Below are 19,414 nucleotides of genomic sequence, written 5' to 3'. Positions count from 1 at the left end.
ATTAAATTAGCCCTTATGAAAAGTTTTAGAGCCAGCCACGAATCTGTTAGCGGTGGGCATTTGGAGGTAGCCAAGGACATTGCCGAGCGGGCGGTCATAGAAGCCTTGAAGGCAGGCGCAAAATACGCCGACGCACGGCTAGAAAAATCAACCTGGGAAACTGTGGTCGTCAAAGACGGTAAAGTTGAACGGGTGAAATCTGGCAAAACTAAAGGCTTGGGACTACGGGTGCTTCTAAAGACTTGGGGGTTTGCCTCCTGCACTGACCTGAGCAAAAAATCCCTTCAAAAAACGGTGGCGGCAGCTGTCAACATGGGGAAGAGCGCCAATAGGGCAAGGAAAATCAATCTCGCAAAAATACCTGTTAAAGAGGACAATGTTGAAGTAAAGAGCATCACAGATCCATTCACCATTTCTCTCGAAGAAAAAGTGAAACTCTGCCTCGACAGCGATCGGTGTGCCCGCGTGAACAAGTTCATCAAACGCACCACGACTTACCTTGCCTGCGACAAAACGGAGAAATTTTTCATCAGCAGCGAGGGAGCCGAAATCGCCTTTTCCAACACGGTGACCTACTGTGAGACCTTTGCCCTTGCCAAGCGCGGTATTGTTGTGGAGTATATGGACGAGATGGCCGGTGGCTCTGGAGGTTTCGAAATTGCCGAAAATTTTGACCTTCCGGAAAAAGCAAAAAACGTGGGGCAGAAAGCAAGCAGGCTCGCTGCGGCCAAAACGATACCCGAGAAAAAGACCACTGTGGTTCTGGATCAAGATCTGGTGGCTCTTTTGTGCCATGAGATCATCGGCCATCCCAGCGAGGCCGACCGCGTGCTAGGGAGAGAAGCCGCGTGGGCGGGCAAAGCCTGGTGGGCGGGAATGAACGGAAAAAGAATCGGATCAAAACTCCTGAACGCCACCGACGACCCGCGGGTGAAGGGCGCGCTGGGTTATTATGAATATGACGATGAGGGCACACCCGCACGACGCAAGGAGCTGATTAGAGAGGGAGTTCTAAAGGAGCACATGCACAGCCGTGAAACCGCGGCCGAATTCGGCGTTTTACCCAACGGAAACATGCGCGCGCAGAGCTTTCAATACCTTCCGCTAATCCGGATGAGCAACACGTTCATAGAGCCCGGCGATTACGACATGGAAGAGCTCTTCGAAATCAACGATGGCGTCTATCTCAAGGGTCAGAAAATTCCCAGCATAGACTCCAAACGCCACAACTTTCAGATCAGCGCCAAGGAGGCATTTCTGATCAAAAGAGGAGAACTCACCGGGCCCTTCCGGGGCGCTTCAATAGTGGGAGTTGCTCCCGAGTTTTTCAAGAGCGTGGATGCTGTGGGCAAAGATTTCGAGATGAGGCCGGTGCCCAACTGTGGCAAGGGTGACCCGATGCAAACTATCGGGGTCGGTAACGGCGGGCCGCACCTGAGGGGAGTTGCCCAGGTGGTAGGGGTGAGATAGGTGCTAGCTAAAGTTCAGCGGGCGCTCGAGCTCGCAGAAAAATTAGGAGCTGAGGAGGCTGAAGCATTCGCCTCAGACAACCTCGCCGTGACCATAAGAATCGCCTCCAATCGTATTGTTGAAACAAAACAGGTACAAGACAGCGGCATTGGCCTCTGTGCGGCAATAAAGAAAAAGATCGGTTTCTCCAGCGATAATGAGCTCACCCAAGAACTTGTAAGGCGCTCGATTTCCATCGCCCGCGCCAGACCACCGAACCCAAAATTCAACGGCTTTCCTTCGCCCAGAAAAGCCAGCAAGGTTGCTGATATCTACGATCCTAATCTGGCAGCAATTTCCCGTTCGAGGATAGTTGAACTGGCGGAGGAAATGTTACAGGCGGCTTTGGATTTTGACAACAGAATCATCGAGGCCTCGGGAGCCATCAATCTGGTGGTGGAAAGGTGCGCGGTGGCCAACACCAATGGAGTGCAGGCTGTCGATGCCACCACCAAAATCTTCGGTCACCTCACCGCGGAATCCCAAGGCCTTGAAAGGGGGGAGGGCCAAGGATGGATGGGAAGCAACGCCTTAAAAAATTTCAGACCAACCCTGATCGGCGAAGAGGCGGCGGAGTTCGCCATCAAATCATTAATGGCCAGGCGGGTGCAACCCGGCAGTTATGATGTGGTCTTGGAACCCAATGCGGCGGCGGAGCTCCTTTACCATGTGTTATCCTATGCGATCAATGGGAAGGATGCCTACGAGAAGATTTCATACTTCAGTTCCCGTCTGGGCCAAACGGTGGCCTCGGAATCCCTTAATGTCGCCGACTGGGGCAACATGCCATCGGGGCTTTACTCAAAAACCATCGATGATGAGGGCTCACCCACGCAAAAAACTTCGCTCATCGAAAAGGGGAAGTTGATTGGTTTCATTTACGACTGGTATTACGGGGGATTGGCGGGAAGAAAAAGCACCGGTAACGGTTTTCGTCTGGGTGATTTTGGGCGCAGCTACCAGCTGAGCCCGACACCATACATTTCCAATCTCGTGGTCCAACCGGGTAAAAGTGAACTTGAGGAATTGATGGAGGACATCAGAACCGGGCTTCTGCTCTCCCGGATCTGGTACACTTATCCCATCACGCCACAGGTGGGCGACTTCTCCACCACCTCACGATGCGGATTTCTCATCTCGAGGGGAGAAGTTAACGGGGCCATCAAACAGGTGAGAATTCATGAGAACTTGCCCCGGCTGCTTAAAAGGTTAGACGGCATCGGCAAGGAAGCGCGACAAATCATCCCTTGGGGCGCTTCAGCGGCGGTGTGCACTCCGGCCCTAAAATTCCGTGGGGTCCGTGTATCCTGAAGACGCCACACTTTTGATTTGCTAGCTCTTAAGTTGACCTCTGAAAAGTCAAAAATAATTATAACGACTTAATAAGGTATAGCGGGATACTGATGAAGATCAAGGTAAAATTTTACACCAGAGTAAAGGAATTCACCGGCGAGGAACAGACGACTGTAGAGCTGAAAGAAGATAGTACCGTTCTTGACCTGATGAAAAAACTCGCTGAAAAATATGGAAAGCACTTCGAGGATTACGTCTTAGATCCTAAGCATGGCATAAAGCCCTACATAAAGGTAATCGCCAAAAAAGCTGAACTTGGCGAGAAGCTAAGGGACGGATCCAGCGTCTCGGTGCTTTTAGATACCGACGCCTTCCTCAAGGGAAGGAAAGAGGTTGAAATCTACCCCATCATCGGCGGCGGAAAATAACTGTGGCTAACTTTTTCCTCTGAGCGTCAGCAGGATTCTCTCCCCAGTAATGGGCAAGTCCTTTATCCTTCTTCCCAGCGCGTCGGCCACGGCATTGATCACTGCGGGAGGAACCGGAGCTAGAACAACTTCGCCAACCCCTCGCGCGCCAAATGGTCCCAATCCGTCGTGGTTTTCAACGATTATCGACTTGATATCCGGAACATCAACAGCTGTGGCGATGATATACTCGGCGAACGACTGCGCCTTGGCGATGCCCTTCTCAAACTTTACATCCTCGGTCAACGCCCAGCCGATGCCCATAGATGCTCCACCCTCAATCTGTCCCTCGACCCTCATCGGGTTAATTGCTGTGCCCACGTCAAATGCCGAGGCTATCTTTAATACCTCGACCTCACCGGTTTCCGTGTCTACCTCCACGATGGCTCCAGCGGTACCGTAGGTGAAATCTGGGAAAACTCTGCCCTGGCCGGTCTCCGGGTCAGGGACCTCGCCGAAGGGAGCATTGAACTGGGCCTCGCAGAACAGCTCAATCCCGGCCTCCGCGCAGGCCACCGCAGCATCGCGAAGGCTGATGCCCACACCATCCTTCCTCTTGATCTTCTCGTCTTCGATGATCAGCTCTGATTTGTCAACTCCGAGGATTTCGCTCGCCTTGGTAAGGATGTTGTCCCTCACTTTCATCGCTGCCAGGTAGGTAGCATTGCCGGACATGTACAGCTGCCTGGTGGCGGTTGTGGTTCCCGCTATCGGTGTCGCCGCGGTGTCCCCCGATATTATTCTAACCTTCTTCAACGGAACACCCAGCACCTCACTGACTATCTGACAGAGAGATGCTTCCTGTCCCGCGCCAACGTCTTGAACTCCGCACTCAATGGTCACGCTTCCGTCCAGCTCCAGACGAACCTTTGACCTAGAGGTGTCATGAAGGAAGATCATCCTTCCATAGCTGCATTGCCCTGAGGCTATCCCCATCCCAACGAGTTTGTTGGGACCTGAGGGCTTAGGCTTCTTACCTAAGGCCTTCAGGACGCGATCAGTTGTCTCGTGCAGGGCAACCGTGTTCGGAATCTTCCAGCCGTTCGCCATCGTGTCCCCTTTCTTCAGATAGTTCTTCTTCCTGAACTCAACGGGGTCCATTCCCAGTTTCTTCGCCACCTCATCCATCTGCTGCTCGTAGGCGACACAGGCCTGCCCGGCACCAAAGGTTCTGTAGGCCCCGGACGGCGGATGATTCGTCAACACGGTGTAGGAATCTACTTTCACGTTGGGCACGTTATAGGGACCCACCGCGTTAACTGTGGAATAAAGCAATACCCACGGGCTCAGGGTCATGTAGGCTCCAGCATCCGATATCAGCTCGGCCTCAACGGCAACTATCCTGCCGTCCTTTTTGACCCCGGTTTTGTATTTCATCTTGTAGGGGTGCCTCTTGGAACGGAACGAAAGCGATTCCTCCCTCGTCTGGACTATCTTCACCGGTCTGCCCGTCTTCCAAGCCAGCAGGGCCAAGTAATACTCCACGGTGATATCTTCTTTACCGCCGAATCCGCCGCCAATTTTCGGCGTGATCACCCTGACCCGGCTCTCAGGAATTCCCAAGACGTGCGCTATTTCCCGGTAGTGCTCGATGACCTGCGTTGAAACCCTGATGGTGATGGAACCATCATCCTCCACCCAAGCCACGCCCGCCTCTGGTTCCAAATAAGCATGGTCAATAAACTGCGACATGTATTCGTTTTCGACGATGAGGTCGGCCTCTTTGAAGGCCTTGGCGACGTCCCCTTTCCTGATCTTGAATCTGGCAATGATGTTGCTTTTTCCTCCCTCAACCTTCGGCGCCTCAGGTTTCATGGCCTCCACAGGGTCAAAAACTCCCGGTAATTCCTCATATTCGACCTCGATCAGGTCTATGGCCCTCTCGGCTATCTCCTCGGTCTCGGCGGCGGCCAAAGCGACGGGCTCGCCATAATATCTAACCTTGCCCTCAGCCAGCACCCTGTAAATTCCCTCAAATCCACCCACGGCTCTGGTCTGGCCGAAGCGGGTGATTATCGCGTTGTTGGGCACATCCTTGTGAGTCAGCACACAGTGAACGCCGTCGAGCTTTTCCGCCTTGCTGGTGTCGATGCGCTTTATTTTCGCGTGGGGGTATTTTGCCCTCAGTATCTTTCCGTAGAGCATCCCGGGCAGGGCAAAATCATCGGCGTACTTCGTCTGCCCGGTGACCTTCTCCACAGCATCGTGGCTCGGCAGTCGCTTACCGATTACCTTAAACTCCTTAATCATCTCCATCATCTCGCCTCCCGCATCATCTTAGCCGCAGCTTCAATCGCGTCCACAATCTTCTGGTAGCCGGTGCAACGGCAGAGGTTCCCTGAAATCGCCTCCCGGATCTCCTCTCTGGTGGGATTGGGATTCTTGTCCAACAAAGCCTTCGCGGTAATTACCATGCCGGGAGTGCAGAAGCCGCACTGAATCGCGCCGTACTTTACAAAGGCCTCCTGAATCGGATGCAGCTTCTCCATGGTCCCCAAACCCTTCACGGTTATTATCTCCTTGCCCTGTGCCTGTAGGGCCAAGGTCAAACAGGAATTCACCGGCTCACCGTCCATAAGTACCGCACAGGTGCCGCAATCACCCTTTTCGCAACCGGCCTTTACCTCGGTGAAGCCCATGCTCCGCAAAAGCCGTAACAGGGTAACCTTGGGCTCAACTTCAACGCGGTATTTTTTCCCGTTCACCTTAAACTCCAGAGGATATTTCTTCATGCTCTAACCCTCCATCAGCTCGCGCAACGCCTTTTTAACGCAACCCTCAACCAAAAGCTCGCGATATCTCGCCGAACCCCTTACGTCGTCTATGGGTTTGGCCTCCCTGGCCGCAACTTGGGCACACTTTTCAATTAATTCCTCACTTAACTTTTTGTCCACTAAAACCTTCTGAGCCTCCTTGGCCAAAATTGGCGTGGGCGCAACCGATCCCAAGGCGATCTTGGCCTCTTTTACAACGCCTTTCTGCACCTTCAACAACACGGCGCAGTTTACGACGGAAATCGCGTCGGCTTTTCTTAACCCAACCTTCACGAACTTTGCCTTAGCTCCATCTTCCGGCGGGGTAATTCTAATCTCAGTTAAAATCTCGTCCTCCTTCAGAACCGTCTTCCCCGGTCCCACGAAGAAGTTCTCCACGGGCACTATTCTCTCGCCATCGAAGCTCCTGAGAACCAGTTGTGCTTCCAGCACCATCAGCGGCGTGGCCGTGTCCGCCGCCGGTGAGGCATTACAGAGATTGCCCCCGATGGTCGCCTTATTCCGTGTTAGTGGGTTACCGAGCTTTTTACAAGCCTCCTGCAAAACTCCGAGATTTATTTTAGAATCAATTATGTGGCTGATCTTGGTCGCGGCTCCGATTCTAACCTGCCCCTCTTGTTTTTTGATATAGGACAACTCCTTTATACCGCTGATATCGATGACAAAATTCGGTTTTACCACCTGTCCCCTCATCTTCGGTATCAGATCTGTGCCGCCGGCCAGAATGTGAGCTCCCTTGTGCTCCCTCCTTTCCTTCAGCGCCTCCCCAAGCGACCTGGGCGCTGAGTAATCAAAATCGGCTAAAATGACGCTCGTGGGTCTCATCATTTAAATCACATCTTCCATTAGCATTTCACCATCGTGTTTTTATCCGCTTCACCCTTCACAACCGCTTTAATAAACTTTTCCCCTTTTTTAAAATCCCGATGTTGTTAATACAAATACTTAAAAAACCAATGATACTATTTCTCTGGGGCCAAAAAATGTTTTCCAAGTTCTTTGAGCCGGACTCCATCGCAATCGTCGGTGCCTCGTCAAAACCACTAAAGGTGGGCCACGAACTTCTTAAAAATGTAATCGATGGAGGCTTTCAAGGAAGAATCTATCCCATAAACCCCGGGGCCGAAGAAATCCTCGGCCTAAAGTGCTACCCATCAATCTTAGACGTAAAAGAACCAGTTGACCTAGCCATCATCGTTGTCCCCGCGCAGGCAGTGCCGAACGCGATAAAACAGTGCGGTGAAAAGGGCACCAAAGCCGCAGTTATCATCTCGGCCGGATTTAGCGAGATCGGCAACAAGGGGCTAGAAGAGGAGGTCGTAAAGGTCGCGAAGCAGTACGGAGTAAGGATCATCGGGCCAAACTGCACGGGCATTATAAATACTCACAAAAACCTTTACGCCACAATGGAATCCCGCGCGGGCAAGGGGGACATCGCCTTCGTGACCCAGAGCGGGGCTTTGGGCGGGGCGGTGTTGGCCTGGGCAATCGAGAAGAGAATCGGGCTCAGCAAGTTCGCCAGCTATGGCAACGGTTGTGATGTCGATGAATCTGACCTTTTGAACTATCTTGCCGAAGACCCGCAGACAAAGGTGATAAATCTCTACATCGAAGGCGTTAAAAACGGGAGGAAATTCTTCGAAGCCGCAAGAAATGTAACCAAGAAAAAACCGCTCATCGTGATCAAGGGCGGGCTGTCTACGGCCGGCGCCAGAAGTGTCGCCTCCCACACCGGCTCGCTCGCCGGCAAGGAAGCCATCTACAGAACCGTTTTCAAGCAGTCAGGAATTATCGAAGCGGACGGAATTGAGGAAATGTTTGACATGGCAAGGGCGCTGGCCTATCTTGAACCAATGAAGGGAAACAAAGTGGCGATACTGACCAACTCAGGTGGTCCGGCTGTTCTGGCGACTGACGCGCTGGAAAAGCTTGGCCTGAAGGTCCCGGAGCCTACAGAGAGAATCATAAAGGCGCTGGACTTTCTGCCACCCATCTGCAGTCGCAGGAACCCATTTGATCTAACTGCAGAAGGCTCACCTGAAAATTACGTCAGAGCTTTCAGGGCCATTTTCTCCGAGGATTACTACGACGCCGGACTAATCATCGATGTCCCTATCGCTTGGGATGCCCGTGGCGCTACCGAGGCCGCTAGGCTGCTCAAGGAAGCGATTAAGGAGGTGGGCAAGCCCACGGTCACCTGCTGGATGTCCGGACATCTGGTGCGAGACGCGGTCACCGTATTTGAAGAAAACAAAATCCCAAATTATGAAACCCCAAAGAGGGCCGCAAGGGCTTTATGGGCATTGTGTTCATTTAAAAGGGAGGTCGAAAAATGACCGTAATTGGTAAAGAGGGCACGGTAAAACTATTGCTGGGAAACGAGGCCATCGCCAGAGGGGCCATCGAAGCCGGGGCCTATCTTGTCACCGGTTATCCCGGAACCCCTTCAACCGAGGTAATCGAGACGCTGGCGGCGGTGGCCAAAGATATCAACATGAAAGTTCAGTGGGCGGTGAACGAGAAAGTTGCCTTTGAAGTGGCCTCTGGTGTAGCTTGGACGGGACTAAGGGCCATGGCAACGATGAAAAATGCCGGTTTAAACGTCGCCTCGGACTCGGTGCTTTCAATCGCCTACAGCGGCACCGAGGGCGGCTTGGTCCTCTACGTGGCCGACGACCCGGCAACGCATGCCGGCATGGCTGAGCAGGACGACCGTTTATTCGCCAAGTTCGCGGCCCTGCCCATGCTGGAACCGTCTGACCCCCAAGAGGCAAAGGAAATGGTGATTGAGGCGTTTGAAATATCGGAGAGAAACAAGGTCCCGGTGATGCTCAGGAGCACGACGAACACTGCCCACATGATCGGAAATGTGGTATTCGGACCGGTGAGAAAAATAGACAGAGTTCCCACCTATTCCCGGGACATCAGAAGGTACACCAAGGCCGGCCCCGCTTGGTGCATGGAACAGCACGCCACGCTGCTCGCGAATACGAAAAAGGCCGGTAAAGATGCGGACAAATTCAACTTACTGGAGCCGACCGACTCCAAGGTCGGCGTCATAACGGCCGGGGCTCCATGGAACCTGCTGAAGGAAGCCATGATCAGACATAACCTAAAAATCTCAACCTTGAAGATAGGGGTAATCAACCCCTTACCTGAGGAAAAAATAAGAAAAATGCTTGAAAAGGTTGACTCAGTTCTAATCCTTGAAGAACTGGAACCACTCATCGAGGACTACGTTCTAAAGATTCTGGGTGAAATGGGGAAGAAGGTGAAAGTATACGGCAAGATCGATGGAACAACTTCACCGGTGGGTGAGTTCAATCAGGCCATTGTCGAAAATGCCCTGAGCAAGGTTCTGGGCAAAGACATCGTCCCACCAGTTGATCCGGAAAGACAGAAAATTATCGAAAGGGCAAAGTCCATCTCAATTCGCCGTCCCATCACCTTCTGCGCCGGCTGCCCGCACATGGGCACATACATCTCCATCCTCAGGGCAATGCGAAAGCTGAAATATGGCCGGGAAGATGTGATAATTACAGGAGACATCGGCTGCACAATCTTGGGCATGAATCCTCCCTTTGACGCTTGCTGGACTGAAGTGGCGATGGGGGCGTCCATAGGATTGGGCAACGGTTTCGAACGCTCCGGGATCAAAAAACCGGTGATAGCCGCAATCGGTGACTCCACCTTCTACCACGCGGGGATACCTGCCTTGATCGACGCTGTCTGGAATCAAACGAAAATAGTGGTCGCAATAATGGACAACTCAATCGTCGCCATGACCGGCCATCAGCCCACCCCCGGCTCCGGGTTTACGGCCACCGGAGAGAGCGCCAAGATTGTAAAGGCTGAGGAAATAGCCAGAGGCTGCGGCGTGGAGCACGTCGTGGTCGTTGATCCTTACGACGTGGAAAAAACAACTGAAGCCTTTGTTGAGGCCCTCCGGTACAACGGTCCGTCGGTCGTCGTGCTGCGCAGACTCTGTGCGATTACTGCAATCAGGAGAAAGGCAATCGGGAAGCCTTTAGTAATAGATGCTGAAGAATGCACGGGTTGCATGACCTGCGTGAAAACGCTTTCCTGCTCGGCCCTAGTTCCGTTCGAGGGCAAGGTAAAGATAAACCCGGATGTCTGCATCGGATGCCACATTTGTGCGGCCATCTGTCCGGTAAAGGCAATCAAGGAGGGCACCAGCCATGAGTGATGAATTTAATTGTATTATCGTGGGGGTTGGCGGCCAAGGCGGGGCCACACTGACCAACGTGATTGCGGAAGCAGCAACTCGAAAGGGTCTGAGAGGAAGAATGCATGAGACCTTGGGCATGGCACAACGCGGAGGAAGCGTCCAGGTCCAAATCCGGTTAGGAAGCCAAGTCTACAGTTCCTTCATACCACCGGGCCAGGCCGATGTCCTGATCGCCTTGGACCCCAACGAGGCTTTGCGCGCCGCAGACTACGTTGGGGAGAAAACGACAATCATAATGAACACCAATGGAATTCTGCCGGTTTCGGTGCTGATGGGTAAAGAAAAATATCCCGATCTGAAAGAAGAAATTTCCCTGCTCAAGCAGTTGGGTAAAGAGGTCTACGCCTACGACGCCTACGGCCTTGCCAAACAGGCCGGATCCCTCAGGGCCATGAGCGTTGTGCTGCTTGGTTCCCTAGCCAAACTGGGCGTTTCTCCGTTCACAAGAGATGAGCTCTACCAGGCGATGGTAGACACCGTGCCGAAAAAATACCTGAATGAAAATATTGCTGCCTTCAATGCCGGAGAAAAAGAAATTGAAAAGTTGATGGGCAGGTAATCGCTCAAATCTCAAACGCCGCCAAAAAGATTTATCAACACTAATGCAGTTGTTGCTCGTCCGTCGGGGCAAAACAACTTACGCTTAACTAAAAGTTGTTCTCAAAATCAAAAAATCACAACTGTAATTATCCTGCAGCTAGCAACCTGAAGAATAATCTGAGCAATGCCGACGAAGTGATAAAAACAAAAATAAAGGAGCCGCCGGTAATTAAACAAATAGCGGCGAGGTGAAGGACCATCTTCTCCAGAAGGTTTTAGAATGCCAACCAAGTACGAAAAAACAATCGGAGAAAAAAAGCTCTTTTATGGCTGGATCGTGGTTTTGGCTTCTTTCCTTTCCATGCTGGTCGTCGGTCTCATCTACAGCTACGGTGTCTTCGTCAAACCGCTGACCCAAGAGTTCGGATGGTCCAGGGCCAGCATCTCCCTGGCTTTTTCCATCTCCATCTTTTTGTCAACGATGTCGCTGCCTCTGGGAAGGATGAGCGATCTTTATGGAGTGAGAAAGGTCGTGGCAATCGGTGCCTTTCTTACCGGAGGCGGGCTGCTGTTATCAAGCCAGGTTACTTCTCTCGTTGAATTTTGCATTTACATTGGAATTGCTGGTTTCGGCATCAGCGCGCTATACGTGCCTCCTGTGTCCGCAATTGCCCGTTGGTTTGAAAAGGGAAAGGGGATGGCCACGGGCTTTGCCGTTTCGGCCCTCAGCGGGGGAATGGCCCTTTTCCCTCCGGTCATCGGAATGTTGATCGAGATTTTTGGCTGGAGGACAACTTTTCTAATCTTGGGAATCCTTGTCCTTTTGCTTCTGTCCATTTCCAGCTTTTTAATCAGGCATGAACCAAAAACGCTGGGACTGACCCCTTACGGCGGAGACATCGCTGCAAAAAACGAGAGGCCGGTTGAATGTGACCTGAAATCTGCAATGGGGAAAAAACCGTTCTGGTACATTTACCTTGTAATGGTCTTCACCCACATATCTCTGTTTTTAGTGACCGTACACGTGGTACCTCACGCCATCGGACTCGGCATTAACGAGATAACGGCAAGCACGGCCCTTACTCTGCTGGGAATCTGCAGCATGCTGGCCAGAATCATAGGCGGCGCGGCATCGGACAAGTTGAGCACTACGAATCTCTTCACCATTTTCATTGCCCTTCAATCCATCGCTACTTTCTTGCTCTTTAGATCTGGGGACATTTGGATAATCTATTTGGCGATGGTGCTGATGGGCATCGGTTTCGGCGGTTGGATTGCAATCTACCCGATCATAGTGCGTGGCTTTTTTGGAACAAAACACATTGGTTCAATTTTGGGTACTTTTGACTCTGGGGTTGGGTTAGGTGGTCTGATAGGCCCTTACCTAGGTGGGCTAATCTTTGACAGCGTTAAAAATTACGATTTGGCCTTTTTGCTCGGAGGGACTATCTGCGCACTCGCGGTCGTTTTTTCCGCCCTACTAAGAAAAGAAAAAATTTAAACAACCAGTTTTCAGCCCTTTAAAATCTTTACAGCCAGCTCCATGTCACTCTCGGCGCCGACCGCAAACCTGATGTGCTGATTAAGGTCACCCTCGAAGTCCTCCTCGCTCCAGCCTGGATATGTCTTTATGCCGCTGTTCTTCAACTTTAGATAAGCCTCGCTTGCTTTTCTTTCGTCCAAGAAATCTACGAGGACAAAGTTGGCATTAACGGGAAAGGGTCTATATCCCATCTTTTTCACCTCTGCAGCAAATTTCTTGCCTATTTTCAGCACCCTCTGCCAAATCTTTTTGTACTCATCTGCATGTCTTAGAACAATCACACCGGCCTTCTCCGCAAATCGATTCACGTTGAAGGGCTGTCTAATTTTCTCTATTTTCATGATGTTCTCCCTGCTCGATATCGCCACGCCCAGCCTCAGGCCTGCGATGCCAAAATTCTTGGAAAAGCTTCTCAAGACTATCAGATTATCATAATCCTTCACCAAATCAACGACGGTTTTTCCCGTGTACTCATAGTAGCACTCGTCAACTGCTACCATACCCTTGGCGCTATCGATGGCCTGCTCGATTTTCCTGCGCGGTATCAAATCTCCAGTCGGGTTGTTGGGGTTACAAATCCAAACCAAACTGGCCCTCTTCAAATCGGCTTCATCAAAATCCAGCTCATACTTACCCTGCTGCAGCATGCCCGAGCTAATCACCTTCTGGTTAGACCTCGCTGCTGCTGCGGAATACTGGCTAAAGGTCGGCATCGGAATTAAATTCACGCCACCCCAAACCCGAGTGACAAGATCAATTACTTCATCCAACCCGTTGCCGAACACCACATTTTCAATTGCTAACGAAACTTTTGGTCTCAAGTAATCGCAAAAAGCGCGTTTGAGTTCTAGGTAATCTCCTGAGGGATAAAAGTTCACCATTGAAATTTCTCGAACCAGCTCCCTCAACACGCCGCGCGGCGGCGGAAACTTTAAATCGGCGAGGGCAAGGTCTATCATTTTACCATTACCAAGGATGCGGCCTAAAGCTAATTAATTCATTCCTAACCGTAATCATTCTCGCCCGAGCTTAGCAAGCACTTCTCTGTTGACCAAGTTATCCGGCACTTCTCCCCGCAACGCCTGCATCGCTTGATTCAAAATTCTCCGGCGAAGCTCCATCTGAGACCTCTCTGAGTAAAAGGCACAATGCGGCGTAACAATAACGTTGTCTAACTTGAACAGCGGGTTGTCCTCCGAGGGTGGATTCTCCTCTTCAAGCACGTCGAGGGCGGCTGCTTGGATTTCTCCCTCTTTTAGGGCTTTTACGAGGGCAGCTTCATCCAATATGGCCCCGCGGCTGGCATTCACCAATATGGCTGTCTTTTTCATCTTCTTGAACTCGTTATAAGAGAATTTGTGCCTAGTTTCCTCAGTTAGGGGGGCATGAATTGAGATTACATCGGATTTCTCAAGCAGCTCCTCGAAGCTCACCGGAGTGGCTCCTTCCTTAAGTATCTCTTCTGGTGGCACTAATGGGTCATGGGCGATTACCTTGAACCCGATACACCTAGCCTTCCGACACAGGCCGCGACCGATTCGGCCGAAACCAAATATTCCAAGGACAGTATCTGGGATACCCTTAATCGGCACGCCCAAGTCCTTGAGATCCAGCAGGCTCCGCACCGGCCTACCCAACTTCTTCTCCCAATTTCCAGATTTCAGCGCCTGGGAGTACAAAAACAGCTTTCTCACGCTGGCCATGATCAAGGCCAAGGCATGATCCTGAACTTCCTCGGAACAATAATTTCCCGCGTTGGTAACGAAGATCCCCCGTTCAGTTGCAGCTTTCACATCTATGTTATCATAGCCGGTTGCGTAAACTGCAATGATCTTGCATTTTTTCATAGAATAAATTAGGTCCCGATCAATGGTCTCCGTTTCAACCATTACCGCGTCTGCGTCGACCGCTTCCTTTCTAATGTCGGCACCACTTTCAACGATATCTACGACTTCCACGCCCATTTTTCCCAGAGCGTCACGTTCCATGCTCAGGTCATAAAACGTGGCATGCTCTATAACTGCCTTAAATTTCTGCAAGCTATCACCACACCTACATTAATTTATTGAATTTATATTTTCCGCCTCATCTTGGCAGCGTTGGAAGGATATTTAAATGCGGGGCGGATTTCAATGCTTCCGCAAGGGTTATAAAAAGCATCTATGAAAAAATAGTGATGGCAAAAGAAGATTTGCTCGTTGTTGAAGGGGTCAGAAAGACATTCGGCGGCCTAGTGGCGCTGGATAAGGTGAACATGAAGGTTAAAAAACAGCTTTTGGTCATGTTAATCGGTCCTAACGGCAGCGGAAAAACCACGCTGATAAACGTCATTTCGGGAATTTACAGACCGGATGAAGGGAAGATATTTTTTGAAGGCCGAGAAATTACTCATTGTACCGCCGATATGGTTTGTAGACAAGGTCTGGTAAGAACTTTTCAAATCCCCCAGCTGTTCACCAAACTGACGGTCTTGGAAAATGTGCTCGTGGCCTACAAGGAGAATCCTGGAACCAATTTTCTCAAAGCCTGCGTTAAAAAAACTTGGAGAGATGCGGAGAAAGAAGCCACGGAAAAGGCCTTTGAAATCCTCAACACGGTTGGCCTATCACACATGTGGGACAAGAAGGCTTCGGAACTCAGCGGCGGACAGATGAAGCTCCTGGAAACCGCAAGAGCGCTGATGAGTGGGGCCAAAATGATACTGATGGACGAGCCGGCCGCGGGTGTTTTTCCCAGCCTGATCGACAAGATGTTTAAACACTTCGTCGACTTAAAAAAGAAGCCGGGTATAACCTTCCTGATCATTGAGCACAGGTTGGAGCCGGTCTTGCCTTATGTCGATTATGTTTACGCGATGGACCGGGGCAATATTATCTCGGAAGGTAAGCCTAAAGAAGTTCTAAACGATGAAAAGGTGATTGAGAGCTATCTGGGTGAGTAGATGCTAACAATCCGTGGATTGAACGCCGGTTACGGAAAGTTTCAAGTGCTGTTTGACGTCAACGCGGAAGTAAAAAAAGGTAAAATCCTCACCATCGTGGGGCCAAACGGCAGCGGGAAAAGTACTTTGATAAAAACTGTGATGGGGATGACTAAAGTGTATTCTGGGAAAATAACTTTCAAAAACGATGATATCACCGGTTTATCAACGCACCTTGTTACCAAGCGAGGCATCTCATACCTGCCACAAACAGGAAATGTTTTCAGCAACCTGACGGTGGAGGAAAACTTAATGCTGGCTGGTTATACCCTGTCTAAAGAAGATACAAAAAAAAGAATCAGTGAAACAATAGAGGAATTCCCAATCGTGAAAAAATACCTCAGGAAAAAATGCGGTTTCCTCAGCGGCGGCGAAAGGCAAATGGTGGCCATGGCCATGGCAATGATCAGAAAACCGGAGATGATTTTGTTTGACGAACCCGTGGCCAGCCTCTCACCAAAGGCAGCGAATGAGGTGATGAAGAAGATTTTAGAGCTTAACAAAAGGGGAATTACTGTAGTTTTGATAGAGCAAGCGGCGAAGAAAGCGCTGCAAATCGCTGACGACGCGTTATTGATGACCAGCGGAAAAGTGACCTATCAAGGCAGCGCCAAGAACCTTCTGGCCCACCCAGAATTGGGTAAGGTCTACCTCGGGATAAAAAGTGGTAGTTAAGCCTTCTGCAGTTTTTTTAACGTCCCTAAATCTAAAGTTTTCGTCCTTTTCTCTGGTATCAAGCCCTCAGGCCGGTACAGGAGAATCAAGATAACCATAACGCCATAAAGGATAAGCTCGAGCCAAAGAACATCGAAGGGGAGATACGGGCCCACTTCGGTTTTATACATGACTATTAATTTTCTTAAAAATACGAATGAAAACACTCCGGCGACAACACCAACGTTATTGGCCACTCCGCCCAGCAGCATCATGGCCCATGGGATAAATGTCCATGAGGCACGCGTGTAGGCGGTACTAATAATGGCTCCTGAGTAAAAGGCATACAGGGCCCCGGCGACGGCGGCGATCGCCGATGAAATCATCATGGTTTTAAGTTTAACTCCGACAATATTTACGCCAAGACACTCGGCAGCGATCTCGTTGTCCCTGACAGCCCTCAACATCCTACCCAACGGAGCGTTGGTCAATCGGTTGATGTAAAAGAAAATGGCGATGGAAAAAGCGAACAGCACAACCGACGCGACAACAAACCTGTCGCCACCAGCCCATGCAAACACATCCGGGGCTGAAATACCTATGCTGCCGCCCGCCAACGGAGCATAGTTGGTGCCGATCACCCTCATTCCTTCGCCCATTGCCAGCAACATTATCGCTAACGGACCACTTCCTATCTTGACCGCAGGACGGGTCGAGACGTAACCAACCAGCATGCCAAAACCAATGGCGACGATTATCGTGGCAATAAACAGGACCGCACTCATCAGAAAATCCGAAGCAAGAAAGTTATTTATCTGGAATATCATCGAGGCATTGTCAGTAACAAAATCGCCGCTTAAGCCCAAAATCCAGGCTAAGATTCTACCGGGAAAAAATGCCACGACAAAGGCACCTGCAATCATGGCCAGAACTTTACCAAAGTTGGGGATGCCGCAATATCCTGAATCCAGATTTAAACTCAAAGTCAGAATTAGGTACACGCCCACTGTCGCCAACATATCCAACAGGAAATCAATGGCTGCCATTGTATTTCCTTTTTAACTAAACAATCCATTATTTAACTTTTATCCTGCTTTTTAAATTTTAATCAAGAAATCTCCTTTTGACAATTTATCAATGATTAAGAAACCTGATTGTAAAAAATCCAAAAAGATATATATTTTCAAAATCAGGTGAACGTGGACCAGACATGAAAGGCGAAAATACCTCCTCTGAACGGCTTAAGTTTATCAAACCATCCGCCATCAGAAGGATGATAGACCTCAGCGCGGGTATGAGGGACGTTATTCATCTGGAACAAGGGGAACCGGATTTTATTACCCCGCCCCACATACTGGAAGCGGCAAAAAAAGCTATGGATGAAGGGTTTACCCACTACACGCACACCCCGGGAACGCTCGAACTTAGGGAGGCCGTTAGTGAAAAGCTGTCGCGGGAAAACGGTATTGATGTGGATCCAAAAACTGAAGTCATCATTGTTTCTGGCACCCAAGAGACGATGGCAATTGCTGCCTTGGCCTTCCTGAACCCTGGTGACAGGGCGCTGGTTCTGGAGCCCTACTATCCGGCATATTTTGAGGACACCTTGATAGCCGGCGCCGTGCCGATACCGGTTCCGCTGAATAGGGAGGAAGGCTACCGGGTTGACTTAGAGGAATTGGAAAAAAGGGTTGATTCGAGGACAAAACTGATTTGGATGTGCAGCCCGAGCAACCCAACGGGTCATGTCTTTACCCGCGAGGACTTAGAAACAATCGTGGAAGTTGCCAAAAAACATGACCTGCTGATATTTTCGGACGAGATTTATGAAAAGCTGATTTATGATGATGCCAGGCACATAAGCATTGGCTCGCTTCCCGGCGCCGAGGATAGAACGATAACCGTTAACGGCTTTTCCAAAGCCTACGCCATGACAGGATGGAGAATCGGATATGTGGCGGCCAAGGGTGCTCTGGCAAGGGAAATAAACAAGCTGCATTACTATATGGTCCTCTGCCCCAGCTCAATATCCCAAAAAGCGGCTCTGGCTGCCCTGACCGGACCACAAGATTGCGTGGAGAGAATGCGCCAAGAATACGAACGGAGAAGAAGGGCCGTGATCAAAGAGCTGGAAAGAATTCCTGAAGTTTACTTTGTCAGACCAAAGGGGGCCTTTTACGTGTTTCCTGATTTTTCACGATTCGAGAAGGACGACGAAAACTTCGCCAAGGAACTATTGAATAAAACGCACGTTTGCACGGCCCCAGGTTCAGGATTCGGCGAGAGCTGCAAGGGTCACCTCAGAATCTCCTATTCGGCCCCATACGAAAGCGTGGTAAAAGGGATATCAAAAATCGTTGAATTTCTTGAGAAAAAAATAAATTAACCGATTTACCAACAAACTGAATTGCCCTAAACTTTTCTTATCCTTTTAGTCAGTTTTCCGCGCCATTCGATTCCCGTGATTCCCTCCGGCGCGGTGAGGAAGAAGACGACCACAATAATCAAAGGAATAAGGGGTCTGTACTGGATAACCGCCGATCCTAATACACCGGCCAGAGCCGATGTCCCCCAGACCTCAGCCAAGCCGGCAATAAAACCGCCCAGCAAGGCACCGTAGATGCTGTGTATCCCACCCAGTATGCTGGCGGCGAAAACGCTCAGCATGATTACGTCGCCTATGTTGGGATAGCACAAAATCCAAAGCGGAAGTAGTCCCCCTGCCAACCCGGCGAGCCCGCCAGCTACAAACCAGGCTACTGAGTAAACCAAGTTGACGTTCACACCAACGCTCCCGGCCAAGGGAGGGTTCTCGATGGTCGCCCGCATGGCCGTGCCGAACTTCGTTCTCGTCAGGAAGAGATGCAGCACTATGATTATGGACACCGCCAGCAACGGTGCAATTATTGTCACGCCCGGGGTGCCAAAGATCTGTATATCGGCCCCTCTGAGGAAGAACAGTCTGGCACGCAGCTTGAACACGTTTGTCAAATAATCCGCGTAGATATTCAAAAAACCCAGCAGGACGAAGTTAAACGCGAACGTCAGGACAAACAGGCCATCAAGGGAAATGCCTCTCTGGCTTAGCGGCCTGACCAGAAATCGATACAGGGCAAAGGACACAATTCCGGAAATAACAAAGGCCGTGATCAGCTGACTGTAAACGGGCAGTTTCCAAACCTCGGCCGCGGTCAAAGAAATATATGCCCCGGCAGTGGCCATTGATCCGTAGGCAAAGTTCCAGATCCTCGTAGACATCAGGATTAGAGTAAAGCCGATTGTCATACAGGCCAAAAGTGCAGCGTAAACTATGCCGTCGATGACTATTGGCTCAACCATTTTACCCCCATTACGTCTGCGTTGGTAAATAAAAACATTGGTTCTAGGCGATCAATAGAATCTTCA

Annotated in this window: 17 protein-coding genes; 10 read left to right on the top strand and 7 right to left on the bottom strand. The window is 50.5% G+C overall.

All coding sequences use genetic code 11. The features are described from left to right. Positions 1–60 precede the first annotated feature (60 nt). From ACP5PX_RS03925 to ACP5PX_RS03915, 3 genes are all read left to right on the top strand, one after another. Entirely contained in the window at positions 61–1,470 is a 1,410-nt protein-coding gene (locus tag ACP5PX_RS03925) for a TldD/PmbA family protein (RefSeq protein ID WP_428084177.1), read from the top strand. Then, a complete protein-coding gene (locus ACP5PX_RS03920; protein ID WP_428084175.1) occupies positions 1,471–2,820 on the top strand; it encodes a TldD/PmbA family protein in 1,350 nt (449 codons plus the stop codon). A 92-nt stretch (positions 2,821–2,912) separates the two neighbouring features. Further along, on the top strand, positions 2,913–3,230 hold the full coding sequence (locus tag ACP5PX_RS03915) for a MoaD/ThiS family protein (protein WP_428084173.1): 318 nt from the start codon (positions 2,913–2,915) through the stop codon (positions 3,228–3,230). 6 nt (positions 3,231–3,236) lie between these two features. Here ACP5PX_RS03915 and ACP5PX_RS03910 read toward each other — a convergent pair whose 3' ends face one another. From ACP5PX_RS03910 to ACP5PX_RS03900, 3 genes are read right to left on the bottom strand one after another with little or no spacing between them, the layout of a single operon-like run. Next, the gene (locus tag ACP5PX_RS03910; RefSeq protein ID WP_428084171.1) at positions 3,237–5,528 is read right to left on the bottom strand and encodes a xanthine dehydrogenase family protein molybdopterin-binding subunit; all 2,292 of its coding nucleotides are present in this window, start codon (positions 5,526–5,528) and stop codon (positions 3,237–3,239) included. Further along, positions 5,525–6,001: a (2Fe-2S)-binding protein gene (locus ACP5PX_RS03905; protein WP_428084169.1), complete on the bottom strand. Its 477-nt coding sequence runs from the start codon at positions 5,999–6,001 to the stop codon at positions 5,525–5,527. Before ACP5PX_RS03905 ends, ACP5PX_RS03910 begins: the two co-directional genes overlap by 4 nt. A gap of 3 nt (positions 6,002–6,004) precedes the next feature. Beyond that, the gene (locus ACP5PX_RS03900; protein ID WP_428084167.1) at positions 6,005–6,871 is read right to left on the bottom strand and encodes an FAD binding domain-containing protein; all 867 of its coding nucleotides are present in this window, start codon (positions 6,869–6,871) and stop codon (positions 6,005–6,007) included. 155 nt (positions 6,872–7,026) lie between these two features. Between ACP5PX_RS03900 and ACP5PX_RS03895 the strand changes: the two genes are divergently transcribed. The 4 genes from ACP5PX_RS03895 to ACP5PX_RS03880 all read left to right on the top strand — a co-directional run bounded on the left by ACP5PX_RS03895 (position 7,027) and on the right by ACP5PX_RS03880 (position 12,333). Then, the gene (locus ACP5PX_RS03895) at positions 7,027–8,379 is read left to right on the top strand and encodes an acetate--CoA ligase family protein (RefSeq protein WP_428084165.1); all 1,353 of its coding nucleotides are present in this window, start codon (positions 7,027–7,029) and stop codon (positions 8,377–8,379) included. After that, a complete protein-coding gene (gene iorA, locus ACP5PX_RS03890; RefSeq protein WP_428084163.1) occupies positions 8,376–10,250 on the top strand; it encodes an indolepyruvate ferredoxin oxidoreductase subunit alpha in 1,875 nt (624 codons plus the stop codon). The genes ACP5PX_RS03895 and iorA overlap by 4 nt, the downstream gene beginning before the upstream one ends. After that, a complete protein-coding gene (locus ACP5PX_RS03885; RefSeq protein WP_428084161.1) occupies positions 10,243–10,851 on the top strand; it encodes an indolepyruvate oxidoreductase subunit beta in 609 nt (202 codons plus the stop codon). Before iorA ends, ACP5PX_RS03885 begins: the two co-directional genes overlap by 8 nt. A gap of 261 nt (positions 10,852–11,112) precedes the next feature. Then, the gene (locus ACP5PX_RS03880) at positions 11,113–12,333 is read left to right on the top strand and encodes an MFS transporter (protein ID WP_428084159.1); all 1,221 of its coding nucleotides are present in this window, start codon (positions 11,113–11,115) and stop codon (positions 12,331–12,333) included. Positions 12,334–12,344: 11 nt separating this feature from the next. Here the strand turns inward: ACP5PX_RS03880 and ACP5PX_RS03875 are convergent, their stop codons facing one another. Both ACP5PX_RS03875 and ACP5PX_RS03870 read right to left on the bottom strand, forming a co-directional pair. Then, the gene (locus ACP5PX_RS03875; protein ID WP_428084157.1) at positions 12,345–13,334 is read right to left on the bottom strand and encodes a pyridoxal phosphate-dependent aminotransferase; all 990 of its coding nucleotides are present in this window, start codon (positions 13,332–13,334) and stop codon (positions 12,345–12,347) included. Between the two features lie 54 nt (positions 13,335–13,388). After that, a complete protein-coding gene (locus ACP5PX_RS03870; RefSeq protein ID WP_428084155.1) occupies positions 13,389–14,414 on the bottom strand; it encodes a C-terminal binding protein in 1,026 nt (341 codons plus the stop codon). 137 nt (positions 14,415–14,551) lie between these two features. On the opposite strand from ACP5PX_RS03870, the gene ACP5PX_RS03865 reads away from it, so the two are divergent. Together ACP5PX_RS03865 and ACP5PX_RS03860 are read left to right on the top strand one after the other, a co-directional pair. Beyond that, on the top strand, positions 14,552–15,316 hold the full coding sequence (locus tag ACP5PX_RS03865) for an ABC transporter ATP-binding protein (protein ID WP_428084153.1): 765 nt from the start codon (positions 14,552–14,554) through the stop codon (positions 15,314–15,316). Further along, positions 15,317–16,030 (top strand): ABC transporter ATP-binding protein, encoded by a 714-nt coding sequence (locus tag ACP5PX_RS03860; RefSeq protein ID WP_428084151.1) that lies wholly within the window; start codon positions 15,317–15,319, stop codon positions 16,028–16,030. Here ACP5PX_RS03860 and ACP5PX_RS03855 read toward each other — a convergent pair. After that, positions 16,027–17,055 (bottom strand): branched-chain amino acid ABC transporter permease, encoded by a 1,029-nt coding sequence (locus ACP5PX_RS03855; RefSeq protein ID WP_428084149.1) that lies wholly within the window; start codon positions 17,053–17,055, stop codon positions 16,027–16,029. The genes ACP5PX_RS03860 and ACP5PX_RS03855 overlap by 4 nt on opposite strands. 164 nt (positions 17,056–17,219) lie before the next feature. On the opposite strand from ACP5PX_RS03855, the gene ACP5PX_RS03850 reads away from it, so the two are divergent. After that, positions 17,220–18,395 (top strand): pyridoxal phosphate-dependent aminotransferase, encoded by a 1,176-nt coding sequence (locus tag ACP5PX_RS03850; protein ID WP_428084147.1) that lies wholly within the window; start codon positions 17,220–17,222, stop codon positions 18,393–18,395. Positions 18,396–18,421: 26 nt separating this feature from the next. On the opposite strand, the gene ACP5PX_RS03845 is transcribed toward ACP5PX_RS03850, so the two are convergent. Next, a complete protein-coding gene (locus ACP5PX_RS03845; protein WP_428084145.1) occupies positions 18,422–19,348 on the bottom strand; it encodes a branched-chain amino acid ABC transporter permease in 927 nt (308 codons plus the stop codon). Positions 19,349–19,414: the final 66 nt, after the last annotated feature.

It is taken from the genome of Hadarchaeum sp. (SeqCode), assembly GCF_049969415.1.
Lineage (GTDB): Archaea > Hadarchaeota > Hadarchaeia > Hadarchaeales > Hadarchaeaceae > Hadarchaeum.
Note: the sequence above shows the minus strand (reverse complement) of the source record. Positions and strands in the feature narration are given on the sequence as shown.

Bases quoted from the DNA above. Each gene is read 5' to 3' on its own strand.
- ACP5PX_RS03900 (WP_428084167.1), bottom strand. From the start codon at position 6,871: ATGATGAGACCCACGAGCGTCATTTTAGCCGATTTTGATTACTCAGCG.
- ACP5PX_RS03850 (WP_428084147.1), top strand. From the start codon at position 17,220: ATGAAAGGCGAAAATACCTCCTCTGAACGGCTTAAGTTTATCAAACCA.
- ACP5PX_RS03880 (WP_428084159.1), top strand. From the start codon at position 11,113: ATGCCAACCAAGTACGAAAAAACAATCGGAGAAAAAAAGCTCTTTTAT.
- ACP5PX_RS03855 (WP_428084149.1), bottom strand. From the start codon at position 17,055: ATGGCAGCCATTGATTTCCTGTTGGATATGTTGGCGACAGTGGGCGTG.
- ACP5PX_RS03875 (WP_428084157.1), bottom strand. From the start codon at position 13,334: ATGATAGACCTTGCCCTCGCCGATTTAAAGTTTCCGCCGCCGCGCGGC.
- ACP5PX_RS03905 (WP_428084169.1), bottom strand. From the start codon at position 6,001: ATGAAGAAATATCCTCTGGAGTTTAAGGTGAACGGGAAAAAATACCGC.
- ACP5PX_RS03895 (WP_428084165.1), top strand. From the start codon at position 7,027: ATGTTTTCCAAGTTCTTTGAGCCGGACTCCATCGCAATCGTCGGTGCC.
- ACP5PX_RS03860 (WP_428084151.1), top strand. From the start codon at position 15,317: ATGCTAACAATCCGTGGATTGAACGCCGGTTACGGAAAGTTTCAAGTG.
- iorA (WP_428084163.1), top strand. From the start codon at position 8,376: ATGACCGTAATTGGTAAAGAGGGCACGGTAAAACTATTGCTGGGAAAC.
- ACP5PX_RS03910 (WP_428084171.1), bottom strand. From the start codon at position 5,528: ATGATGGAGATGATTAAGGAGTTTAAGGTAATCGGTAAGCGACTGCCG.
- ACP5PX_RS03845 (WP_428084145.1), bottom strand. From the start codon at position 19,348: ATGGTTGAGCCAATAGTCATCGACGGCATAGTTTACGCTGCACTTTTG.
- ACP5PX_RS03865 (WP_428084153.1), top strand. From the start codon at position 14,552: ATGGCAAAAGAAGATTTGCTCGTTGTTGAAGGGGTCAGAAAGACATTC.
- ACP5PX_RS03885 (WP_428084161.1), top strand. From the start codon at position 10,243: ATGAGTGATGAATTTAATTGTATTATCGTGGGGGTTGGCGGCCAAGGC.
- ACP5PX_RS03915 (WP_428084173.1), top strand. From the start codon at position 2,913: ATGAAGATCAAGGTAAAATTTTACACCAGAGTAAAGGAATTCACCGGC.